Source organism: Xaviernesmea oryzae (assembly GCF_900109605.1).
Lineage (GTDB): Bacteria > Pseudomonadota > Alphaproteobacteria > Rhizobiales > Rhizobiaceae > Xaviernesmea > Xaviernesmea oryzae.
Window position 1 is genome coordinate 46652 of sequence record NZ_FOAM01000021.1, and the last position, 12120, is coordinate 58771.

Consider the following 12120-nt stretch of genomic DNA (forward strand, 5'->3'; position numbering starts at 1 on the left):
GCGCCGCGCTTCATGCTGTTGGGTAGGCAGGCGCGCCCAGCAAAGATTCGCCGGGCGCGCCGCGTAGGCCCCTTACTTCATATAGCCGGCGCGCATGACTTCGCGCTCGACCTGCGACTGGGCGGCCTCAAGCGCCGCGTCCACCGTCTGCTGTCCGGCAAGCGCTGCGCCGATCTGCTGACCGACAACGGTGCCGATCGACTGGAACTCCGGAATGGCAACGAACTGAACGCCGGTGTAGGGCACCGGGTCCTTGGTCGGCTTCGACGGATCGGCCGACATGATTGCCTGCAGAACGGTGGCGGCAAACGGTGCGGCCTTCTGATATTCCGGCAGGGCATAGGTAGATTTGCGCGTGCCCGGCGGCACGGCAACCCAGCCTTCGCTGGCGCCGACCATCTTCACATAGTCCTTGGACGTCGCCCATTTCAGGAAGGACTTGGCGGTGGCGGCCTTCTGCGTGGTGGCGGGAATCGCCAGGTTCCACGACCAGGACCAGCTGGAGCCGTTCGGCGTGACGTTCACAGGTGCCCGGGTGAAGGCGATCTTGTCGGCCACCTGGCTCTGCTTGGGGTCGTAGACGCGGCCGGCAGCCGAGGTGGCGTCGATCCACATGGCGCAATGGCCGGTGGCGAACAGCGACTGGTTCTCGTTGAAGCCATTGGCGGTGGCGCCCGGAGGGCCGTTTTCCTGCATCAGCTTCACATAGTCGCCGATCGCCTTCTTCCAGGGCTCGGTGGTGAGCTGCGGCTTCCAGTCCATGTCGAACCAGCGGCCGCCATAGGTGTTCACCATGGTGCCGAGGAAGGCCATGTTCTCGCCCCAGCCCGGCTTACCGCGCAGGCAGATGCCATATTGCTGCTTGGACTTGTCGGTGAGCTTGGCGGCGAATTCCTTGACCTGGTCATAGGTCGGCTGATCCGGCATCTTCAGGCCGGCCGCATCGAACAGGTCCTTGCGGTAGAGCGTGAACGAGCTTTCCGTATAGAAGGGCACAGCATAGAGCTTGCCGTCGACCGTCAGGCCGGTCTTGATCGGATCCAGCAGGTCGCCGTAGTCATAATCGTCGCCGAGATCGTCAACCGAGGTCAGCCAGCCGGCTTTGCCCCAGATCGGCGCTTCGTAGCCGCCGATGGTCATGACGTCGAACTGGCCGCCCTTGGTGGCGATGTCGGTCGTGACACGCTCGCGCAGAACGTTTTCTTCCAGAACGATCCAGTTGATCTTGTTGCCGGTTTCCTTCTCCCAGGCACTGGACAGTTTCTGCATGATGATCATGTCGCCATTGTTCACGGTGGCAACGGTGATCTCTTCGGCCTGCGCGAGGCCGGCCAGAAGGCCGAAACCGAGCGCGGACGCCGACAGCAATTGGATGGACTTCTTCATGGGATCCGTCTCCTCCTTTACGGATGTTCACGCACAAGTCTACATGCGTAAAGATTTTATTCAACAGGCGCGGCGTCCCTGTCAAGCCAGCTTCGCCCTTGTTGAGCAGACACCGGCGTGCATTCGAACTAATTATCTGAGAAATAACGATATTGTTCTTTATCTGCTGTGCAGTGCCGCATTGAGCTCTCGCAGCGCCAAAATTTTTTGCGTCGCAAGATTAATTGACGCGCGTAAAAAATAATGTTGAAGTTCCTCTCCAGCGGGTCTATCTGCCCGATCCAGCGCTGGCGCGTTGCCGGCTCGCAGAAGTGCGCTCAGGCGCCACGGGAGGCAAACATGGCGGCAGCGCGCGCAATCGCGCCGGAAGCGCTCGGTCCGACGATCACCGTCGGCGAAATCCTGGTCGAGATCATGGCGACGAGCATCGGCAACGGCTTTCTGACGCCGCAGCCGCTGATCGGTCCCTTCGCCAGCGGTGCGCCGGCCATCTTCATCTCCCAGGTGGCCCGCTGCGGCGGCGCGGCTGGCATCGTGGCCGCGGTCGGAGACGATGATTTCGGCCGACTCAATGTCGAACGGCTTGCCGGCGACGGCGTCGATGTCTCCGCCATTGCCGTGATCCCGGACAAGCCCACGGGGAGCGCCTTCGTGCGCTACCGCGCCGATGGCGCGCGCGATTTCGTCTTCAACATCGCTCACTCCGCCGCTGGCGAGACGGCCATGACCGACAAGGCGCAAGCCCTGATCGCCCGAGCCGGCCATGTTCATGTCATGGGCTCGGCCTTCGCCATACCGGGGGTCGGGCGGATCCTGATCGATGCGATCGGCAGCGTGAAGGCGCGGGGCGGCTCGGTCTCCTTCGATCCGAACCTGCGCAAGGAACTGGTGCGAGGGGCCGAGGGCCGCCGGCTGGTCGATGACATGCTGGCGGTCTGCGATCTCCTGCTGCCTTCAGGCGAGGAACTGTTTGTCGCCTCCGGACAGGAGACCGAAGAGGCGGCCGTAGCGGCGCTGTTGGAGGGTGGCGTCGGCGAGGTGGTGCTGAAGCGCGGTGCGGCCGGTTCCACTCATTTCAGCCATGCGCACGGCCGCATCGATGCAGCGGGCCTTGTGGTCGAGGAGATCGACCCGACCGGTGCCGGCGACTGTTTCGGCGCCGCCTACCTGACCTGCCGTCGCCTCGGCATGACACCGGCGCAGGCGCTCGCCTACGGCAACGCCGCCGGCGCGCGCAATGTCACCCGCCAGGGGCCGATGGAAGGCGTCGGCAGCCTGGCCGAACTCGATCAGTTGATGTCCGCATCCGCCGCCACGGCTTGAAACGCAGCGCGGCCCTTGTGGCCCGCACATCTGTTTCAAGCGCCTGTTCGTCGCATGTCGTCTCCGTAAGCCACACACTGGCACTGGCGCGACATGCTTTTACCCGCAAAGCGAAGCCCGATGTCCTCCCTACTTTCCGATCTCGCGAGTGCCCGCAGCGCCGGCATGCCCTTCGGTATCACCTCCGTCTGCTCGGCTCATCCCGTGGTGCTGCGCGCCGCCATCCGCCGTGCCCGTCTCGATGGCCAGCCGGTACTGATTGAGGCAACCTGCAATCAGGTCAATCATCTCGGCGGCTATACGGGCATGACGCCGGCCGATTTCGTACGGTTCGTCGAAACGATCGCCGAGGAAGAAGGGCTTGGCCGCGATCGCATCCTGTTTGGTGGCGATCATCTCGGCCCCAATCCCTGGCGCAAGGAGCCGGCAGACAGCGCGCTTCAAAAGGCGGCGGCCATGGTCGAGGCCTATGTGAAGGCCGGCTTTTCCAAGATCCACCTCGATGCCTCCATGGGCTGCGCTGGCGAACCCGCCGCGCTTGACGATGACACGATAGCGCGCCGCGCGGCGGCGCTGGCGGCGATTGCCGAGAAGGCTGCCAGAGAGGCCGGCCTGCCGATGCCGCTCTATATTCTGGGAACCGAAGTGCCCGTGCCCGGGGGCGCCGACCATGTGCTGGATGTGGTCGAGCCGACGGCGCCCGAGGCCGCCGAAGCCACCATCGCCATTCATAAGACCATCTTCGAGGAAGCCGGCTTGGCAGAGGCCTTCGCCCGCGTGATCGCCTTCGTCGTTCAGCCGGGCGTTGAGTTCGGCAGCGACAATGTCGTGGCCTATCAGCCGGACAAGGCCGCAGCGCTCAGCGCCGTTCTCACCCGCCAGCCGCAACTCGTCTTCGAGGCCCATTCCACCGACTACCAGACAGACGCCGCGCTCGCAGCCCTGGTCCGTGACGGCTATCCCATTCTCAAGGTCGGCCCCGGCCTGACTTTCGCCTATCGGGAGGCGCTCTACGCCTTGGACATGATTGCCGGCGAGCTTGTTCGAGATTATGGCGACAGGCCTCTTGCCAGTGCCATGGAGGCGCTGATGTGCGCGGAGCCTGCGGATTGGCAGGCGCATTATCACGGCACGGACGCCCAGCTTCGGCTGCAGCGTCATTACAGCTACAGCGACCGCATCCGCTATTACTGGAACAGGCCGGATGCCGAAAGCGCCGTTGCGCGGCTGATCGGCGCGCTCAATGGGGTCGTGATTCCCGAACCGCTGCTCCGGCAATATCTCGGAGGCCTGCCGCTTGCCGCGATCGCAGGCCAGCCGGCGAAGGAGATTCTGATCACAGCGGTCGACCAGGTTCTCGCAAGCTATGCCAGAGCCACGGCGGCTCATAGCATATCTCGCTAAGCGCCAGTCCACTGCAATCCAGCATCGTTGACTGTCTAAGCCGATGCAGAATTCGGAACCGGCTTTCCTTTCTTGCGTTGTTCCGCCGCATGAGGCGCGGAAGGGAACGACCATGGACATAGGCGGCAACATCGATAGCCCTGCGGCAGACGCAGTCCGTGAGGCGGTCGAGACGCTTGTTCAGCGCTTGACGGCGGAGGGCACATCGCGCCCGGAAGTCCTGGCGCTGATCGCTGCTGAAGTCTCGCGTCAACAGGGTGGTCGCCCGCCAGCGGATGCGCCGCCATCGCCCGATGCGCCGATGCGCGACGAGCCCGCCAATGACTGGCCATCCGCGTGATAAAACGTGATCGATGGCGTGTTTTTCACTGAGCTGAGGCGCCTTTGAGCATCGCGGCCGTTAGCGGTCTGCTCTCATCGGGCTGGGCGACCAAGGCTGTCCGTCCCATACGCCGATTGCCTATAAAACATGCCGTGACCCATTTCGATCACCTCTCGCCGTCAGCGGCAACCTTGCATTTTTTTAATGATTCCGACCGCTTGAGCGCCTAGGAAAAGCCGCCTTTGGCGCGTTAGCGTATGCTCAAGCTCTTGCCGCTATGCGCAAAAAATATTCACTCTCCCGGCGAATATTGCATCAATCCTACACAAACTGCGAGTAGAGGGCTGCTAATATTGATTCTCACGCGCGCGTGATCGGCCTGTCAGCAGGCAGGCCGCGCGTACGCGTGGATGGCACAGCTGGAACTTCTTGATGCAGACGATCACGGCGACCGCAAACGGTCAGGCGCTTTCACCTTCTCACGCCCCTCAACAGATCCTTCACGGCGCCAATGCGGACTGGCCCCGCCGGCCCGGCGAGCGTCTCAGCGGCCTTTTCGAGCGGCTCGCCGAAAGCTACGGCGCGTCGACCGCCGTCATCGATGGCGGCCGCAGCTGGAGCTATCGCGAACTCGATGCCCAGGCCAACCGCTTCGCCAGACGTTTGCGCGCCGAGGGCGTGCGGCCGGGAAGCCGCGTCGCGCTGCTGCTTGATCGTTCGGCGCAGACCTATATCGCCATCCTCGCGGTGATGAAGGCTGGCGCCGCCTATGTGCCGCTCGCCCCCGCCTTTCCGCGCGAGCGGATGACCCTGATCGTCGAGGATGCCGGCGTCGGCTTCGTCGTCACCACGGCCGATTATGCCGACCGGGCCGAAGGCCTGGGTGTCCCGCATCTGGTGATCGAGGCCGAAAGCGCGGCCTTGGCCGGCCAGGACGACGGCCCGCTCGATGTCGCGGCCATCGGTGACGACATTTGCTATATTCTCTACACATCGGGCACCACCGGCCGGCCGAAGGGCGTGGCGGTGCGCCATGAGAGCATCTGCAATTTCGTGCGTGTCGCCGCCAAGGCCTATGGCTACCGAACGAGCGACCGCGTCTATCAGGGCATGACGATTGCCTTCGATTTCTCGACGGAGGAGATCTGGGTCCCCTTCGTTGCCGGCGCCACCGTGGTTCCAGCCCCGGGCAAGATGACGCTGGTGGGCGAGGAACTCAGCGATTTCCTGCGTGCCAATGCCATCACCTGCATGGCATCGTCACCGACGCTGCTTTCCTCGATCGAAAGCGATGTGCCGACGCTTCGCACCATTCTGGTTGGTGGCGAGGCTTGCCCGCAGAGCCTCGTGGCGCGCTGGTCGCGGCCGGGCAGGCAAATCCTCAACACCTATGGCCCGACGGAAGCGACGGTGACGGCCACCATGGGGCCGCTGTTGCCGGAACGGCCGGTCACAATCGGTACGCCGTTGCCAACCTATTCCATCGTCATTCTCGACCCCGAGGCGCCGCGACTGGCCGCGCCGGGCGAGATGGGCGAAATCGGCATTGCTGGTATCGGTCTGGCGGCTGGCTATCTCAACCGGCCGGACCTGACCGCCGAGAAGTTCATCCCCGATTTCATCGGTCTGTCGAACAATCCATCTCAGCGCATCTATCGCACGGGCGATCTCGGTCACATCAATGGCGATGGCGAGATCGAATATCACGGCCGCACCGACATGCAGGTGAAGATCCGCGGCTATCGCATCGAGCTCGGCGAGATCGAGGCCGCGCTGCTCGACCAGCCGGGCATTGCCCAGGCCGCCGTCACGACGTGGGAAATCGAGCCGGGGCGGGTCGAACTCGTGGGCTATTATGCACTGAAGTCGGGCGTGCTGCCGCTCTCGCGCGCCGATCTGGCGCAGGCGCTGCGCGGTCGCTTGCCGGACTATATGGTGCCCTCCTTCCTGGAGGAACTGCCGGCCCTGCCGATGACGGTGTCCGACAAGATCGACCTGCGCAAGCTGCCCAAGCCGTCGAGCCACCGCGTGGAGACCGCGCGGCGCGAAATCCTGCCCTCCACCGATGACGAACGCTTCATGGCCGAGGCGCTGCGCGATGTTCTGAAGATGGATGTCTATGTCGAGGATCATTTCTTCGACGATCTCGGTGCCAATTCGCTGCTAATGGCGCGCTTCTGCGCCCGCCTGCGTACGCGCAAGGGCTGGGCCACCACCTCGATGCGCGACATCTATCTGCATCCGACCATCGCGGGCCTTGCCCTGCACCTGCGCGGGCCGGAAGACGCCGTGGCCGCGGCGGAAGAGCCTTGCCTTACCCATCGCGCCTCCAATCTGGCTTACTGGAGCTGCGGCGCCGGGCAGCTCGCCTTTTATGGCGTCTATGCCTATGCCGCGCTCTGGCTGATCAACAACGGGCTCAACTGGGTCTATGATGCGCTGGACAATCCGTTGCAGCTCTATCTGCGCTGTGCCGGCCTGTCGGCGGCTGTCTTCTTCGGCATGTCCGGCTTCGCGGTGGCGATGAAATGGCTGCTGATCGGCCGCTGGCAGGCCGGCAGCTTCCCCATCTGGGGTCTGCGCTATTATCGCTTCTGGCTGGTGAAAACCTTGATCCGCTCCGCGCCGGTGGTGCTTTTCCGCGGCAGCCCGCTCTACAGCCTCTATCTTCGCCTGCTCGGTGCACGTCTTGGCCGCAGCGTGGCCATCGAGTGCCGCGCCGTGCCCGTCTGCACTGATATGATCACCGTCGGCGATCACTCGATCCTGCGCAAGGAATCGCTGATCCTCGGCTATCACGCCCGCGCCGGGATGATCCACGTCGGCCCGATCACGATCGGCCGCGATGCCTTTGTCGGCGTCGGCAGCGTGGTGGATATCGACACCTCAATGGGCGATCGTGCCCAGCTTGGCCATGCGTCCTCGCTGCAGCGCGGCCAGTCGATCCCGACCGACGCGCACTGGCATGGTTCGCCCGCCGTGCCGACTACGGCAAACTACACCAACGTGCCTGACGTGACGCTCTCGAAGGCGCGGCGGGTTCTTTACGAAAGCCTGCAACTGGTCGTTCTTTTCGCGCTGGTCGCGCCCTTGCCGCTGCTCTTCCATACCTATTGGCAGAATGTCAGCGACGATTATGAAGAGACGATCGGCCTGGTCGCTATCGGCACCACGGTCACCCTCCTGGTGCTGATCCTCGGCGCACTTGCCGCCGCGCTCGGCCTGCCGCGCCTCTTCCGGATGGTGCTGAAGCCGGGGCGCACCTACAGGCTCTACGGGCTGCACTACTGGCTGCAGACGATCGTCGAGGCTTGCACCAATATCCGCATGCTCAACGTGCTCTTCGGCGACAGCTCGGCTGTCGTCCACTATATCCGCGCGCTTGGCTGGAACCTGAACACGGTGGTGCAGACCGGATCGAATTTCGGCAGCAACCAGCAGCAGGACAATCCGCTTCTGTGCGAGATCGGCTCGGGCACCATGGTGTCCGACGGCCTCTACATGATCAATATCGACAAGACCGCCTCCACCTTCCGGCTGGAGCATACCAAGGTCGGCGAGCGCAATTACTTCGGCAACAACATCTTCTATCCGCCGGGCGGCCGCACCGGCGATAACGTCCTGCTCGGCACGAAGGTGATGGTGCCGATCGATGGTCCAATGCGCGAAAATGTCGGCCTGCTCGGCTCTCCGCCGTTTGAAATCCCGCGCATGGTCAAGCGGGACAAGGAGCTGATCCAGGGCGTCAGCGACGAAGACCGCCGCGCCCAGTTGCCGCACAAGAATGTGCATAATCTGCTGACCGTCGTCATGTTCCTGGCGGTCCAGTGGCTGGCCTTGTTCACCGCCATCGCCATCCTCGATCGGGCGCTGAACTATTATACGGAATGGGGTGCCACCGCGCTGTTTGTCGAGTTCCTGCTGACGGCGGCGCTGACCATCCCGCTCTTCATCCTAGTGGAACGCGCCAGCCTTGGCTTCCGCCCGCTCAAGCCGCTGACGACGACGATCTATCATATCGATTTCTGGCGGCATGAGCGGCATTGGAAGCTGGCGGATTCGCCCATTGTCCAGCTCTTCGGCGGCACGCCCTTCCGGCCGATGATTCTGCGCGCGCTTGGTGTCAAGGTCGGCCGCAGGGTCTTCGACGATGGCGCCAATCTGACGGAGCGCTCGCTGGTCGAGATCGGCGATGATGCGACGCTCAACGAAGGCTGTGTGATCCAGGCGCATTCGCTGGAAGAGGGCGCCTTCAAGTCCGACTACATCCGTATCGGCAAGGGCTGCACGCTGAGCCCCGCCGCCTTCGTCCATTACGGCGTGGTGATGGGTGAGGGCTCGATCGCGGAGACGGACAGCTTCGTCATGAAGGGCGAGATCCTGGAGCCGAATTCGGTCTGGGGCGGCAACCCCGCCAAGCTCAATGGCTTCGTCAAGCCGGTGCCGGTGGCGTGAGCGAGACGGACGGCGCGGCCGAGGAGGCCGCGCTTCGGCAGGCGCTGGGCCTGTTTGCACCACCCGGCATAAGGCTCGGCTGCCGGATGATCCGCAGCGACGATGCGCGGCTGCTCACCGCTGAGGAAGCCGAGGCCTTCGCAGCCCGGCCTCTTGCGGCACGCCGGGCAAGCGGAGCGGCGCGCGCGACGGCCCGCGCCCTTCTGGCGGCAGAGGGGCTGGGAGAGGCCTTCATCGGCCGCGCGCCCACTGGTGCGCCGGTCTGGCCGGAGGGCTTTGTCGGCTCGCTTGCCCATGACGAGGCCATGGCCGTGGCAGCGATCGCGCCAAAGGCGCGCGTGCGCTCCCTTGGAATTGATGTCGAGCCTGCGGCGCCGCTGGAGGCGGAGGTCGCCGCGCTTGTGCACATAGCTGAGGATGTGATCGACGGTGTTGAGGCTGGCCTTGCTGCACGTGTGCTCTTCAGTGCCAAAGAGGCCGTCTACAAGGCGTGCTTTCCGCTTGATGGCATCATGCTAGATTACGCCGATATTACCGTCGATCTTCGACAGACCTGCGCCATCACCAGCACAGGTCGGCACACCCAGCTCTTCGTCTGCCTGGCGCCGCGCCTTGTCGTCCTAGCGGTGATCGAGCCTGCGTAAGAGCCGATTACGCTGATGCGTGCCTGAAGTGGAAGGCCGCGCATCGCGTCAGCACTAGGGCGCAGCATTTGAAAGGCAAGATCCCGCGCGCGCCATTTGCAAGAATTTGCACAGATAATCATCATGTCGGTATGAGACTGGTGAAATTCTAGGCATATTTATAAAGTATCAATAGATTTCACTTACATAAGCGTCCGATGTTTACGCAATATTGGACGCGGACCGATGCTCCGCCTTCAGACCGCTAGCGGAGCAAAGCCTTGATCAACATGATCGGCAATATGAAAATTGGCAGCCGCATCGTCATTGTGGCCGCTATTCCGACCTTGGCTTTGCTGGGCATGGCAGTGGACAAGACCATCTCGATGTACCGGGTTTCGTCCGAAGCCGGGGCAGTAGCCGAGATCTCGTCCTTCGCGCCGGTGATCAGCGCCATGGTGCATGAGATCCAGAAGGAGCGCGGCGCCTCTGCCGGCTTCATCGGCGCCAAGGGGCAGGGGGAATTTCGCGCCCTTGTCGATCAGCAGCGCCAGCTGACCGACGCGGCGATTGCCCGCTATCAGGCATTGGGTCTTGAAAAGGAATATCAGGATGGGCCGCTCGGCGACATGGCGCGCGTTGCCCAGAGCCACCTCGATGCGCTGGCCACGATGCGTCAAGATATTTCGAGCCTGAAAGCTGGCGTGCCCGATGTCGCCAAATACTTCGCAGGCACGATTGCCAGCCTGATTGGCATGATCGACTCGATGAGCACGCTGACCAGCAACAGCCAGATCTCCAACCGCATTCTCGCTTTTACCGCCTTGCTTCAGGGCAAGGAGCGGGCAGGCCAGGAGCGAACGGCGGGCACCGCCGGCTTCGCTTCGGGACATTTCACGCCGGATGGCTACCAGAATTTCGTCCGCTTCGGCGCCATGCAGTCGGTCTATTTCGCGCAGTTCAACGCCTATGCCGACCAAGCCGGCCGTGCGGCGTTGGATGACGCGCTGAAAGGCGAGGCCGCCCAGACGGTGGACAGCCAACGCGCCGTCGCCCTGCAGGAACCCTTCGGCGGATCGATGAGCAGCGTGCGGGGGGAGGACTGGTACAAGGCGTCGACCAACCGCATCAACGCCTTGAAGACCGTGGAAGACCAGGTGGGAGCCGAGCTGACCCGCTTTGCTTCCGAAACGGCCGCGACGCAGAACAACGGCCTCCTCATGTCCGTCCTCACTTCGCTCGGGCTCCTGGCGCTTGTCGCTCTGCTGGCCACGGTGGTGACGCGCTCCATTACCCGCCCGGTCACCCGCATTGTGCGCAGCATGCGGGAACTGGCTTCGGGCCAAGCCGATGCCGTGCTCGATGTCGCGCCCGACCGTAGCGAGATCGGCGACATGGTGCGCTCGGTTTCGGTCTTCAAAGCCAATGCCCAGGAACGCCTGCGGCTGGAAGCGGAGGTCGAGACCAACAGATCGCGCTCCGAACAGGAACGGCTGGAGCGCGAACGCCGTCAGGCGCAGGAGGCTGCGGAGGTCCAGTTTGCCGTCGATCATCTGGCGACGGGCCTCGGGGCGCTGGCCAATGGCAAGCTCAACTATCGCATCGATCCCGCCTTCGCCGCCCGGCTCGACCAGATCCGCATCGACTTCAACGGCGCGATCGAGCGGCTGGACGGTGCGATGATCGACGTCAGCGGCAATGCGGCGGCGATTGCCGCCGGTTCGAACGAGATCCGTTCGGCGGCCGACGATCTGTCCAAACGCACGGAGCAGCAGGCAGCCTCGGTCGAGGAGACGGCGGCCGCGCTGGAACAGATCACCACAACCGTTGCCGACACCACCCGCCGCGCCGAGGAAGCCGGCCGCCTGGTAAAGGCCACGCGCGAAAGCGCCGAACAGTCTGGCGTCGTCGTTACCCGCGCGGTGACCGCCATGAATGCGATCGAAAGCTCCTCCACTGAAATCTCCAGCATCGTCAGCGTGATCGACGAGATCGCCTTCCAGACCAACCTCCTGGCGTTGAATGCCGGGGTCGAGGCGGCGCGCGCCGGCGAAGCCGGCAAGGGCTTCGCCGTCGTCGCCCAGGAAGTGCGTGAACTTGCCCAGCGCTCGGCTGCCGCTGCCAAGGACATCAAGGTCCTCATTGCCAAGTCTGGCGCTCATGTGAAGAATGGCGTCGATCTCGTCGGCGAAACGGGCCGGGCTTTGAACCAGATTGTCGAGCAGGTGAAGGAGATCAGCACCAACGTCCTCTCGATCGTCGACGCCTCGCGCGAGCAGGCGACCGGCATCAAGGAAATCAATCTCGCCGTCTCGCAGATGGATCAGGGAACGCAGCAGAACGCCGCAATGGTCGAGCAATCGACCGCCGCCAGCCATGCACTGGCGCGCGAGGCCGATGCTCTCTTCACACTTGTCGGGCGCTTCGAGACTGGCAAGGGTTTCGCTGTGGGCCAGACGGCAGCCGAGACCGCTCGGCCGCCTTCTCCCGCGGCAAAGGCGGCTGCCGCGCCTTCACCTGCACGGCAGTTGGTCAACCGCGTACGCCACGCCGTGTTAGGCAATACGGCGCTGAAGAGCGACAGCTGGGAGGAGTTCTGAGCCTGTC

The 12120-nt window shown here is 63.6% G+C and carries 7 protein-coding genes; 6 read left to right on the forward strand and 1 reads right to left on the reverse strand.

Annotated elements, in window-relative coordinates:
• Positions 1-72: 72 nt before the first annotated feature.
• Positions 73-1386, reverse strand: a complete 1314-nt coding sequence (locus BMX61_RS21090; RefSeq protein ID WP_075625558.1) for an ABC transporter substrate-binding protein — start codon at positions 1384-1386, stop codon at positions 73-75.
• A gap of 339 nt (positions 1387-1725) precedes the next feature.
• Between BMX61_RS21090 and BMX61_RS21095 the strand changes: the two genes are divergently transcribed.
• The 6 genes from BMX61_RS21095 (at position 1726) to BMX61_RS25415 (ending at position 12113) form a co-directional block, all read left to right on the forward strand.
• On the forward strand, positions 1726-2709 hold the full coding sequence (locus BMX61_RS21095) for a tagatose kinase (protein ID WP_075625559.1): 984 nt from the start codon (positions 1726-1728) through the stop codon (positions 2707-2709).
• Positions 2710-2829: 120 nt separating this feature from the next.
• Positions 2830-4113: a D-tagatose-bisphosphate aldolase, class II, non-catalytic subunit gene (locus BMX61_RS21100; protein WP_075625560.1), complete on the forward strand. Its 1284-nt coding sequence runs from the start codon at positions 2830-2832 to the stop codon at positions 4111-4113.
• A 112-nt stretch (positions 4114-4225) separates the two neighbouring features.
• Complete coding sequence (locus BMX61_RS21105) at positions 4226-4453, forward strand: hypothetical protein (RefSeq protein WP_075625561.1); 228 nt, start codon at positions 4226-4228, stop codon at positions 4451-4453.
• 414 nt (positions 4454-4867) lie between these two features.
• Positions 4868-8890, forward strand: coding sequence for a Pls/PosA family non-ribosomal peptide synthetase (locus tag BMX61_RS21110; RefSeq protein ID WP_075625562.1), 4023 nt, complete (start codon positions 4868-4870; stop codon positions 8888-8890).
• A complete protein-coding gene (locus tag BMX61_RS21115; protein ID WP_075625563.1) occupies positions 8887-9534 on the forward strand; it encodes a 4'-phosphopantetheinyl transferase superfamily protein in 648 nt (215 codons plus the stop codon). Before BMX61_RS21110 ends, BMX61_RS21115 begins: the two co-directional genes overlap by 4 nt.
• Before the next feature lie 269 nt (positions 9535-9803).
• A complete protein-coding gene (locus tag BMX61_RS25415) occupies positions 9804-12113 on the forward strand; it encodes a methyl-accepting chemotaxis protein (RefSeq protein WP_324610599.1) in 2310 nt (769 codons plus the stop codon).
• Positions 12114-12120: the final 7 nt, after the last annotated feature.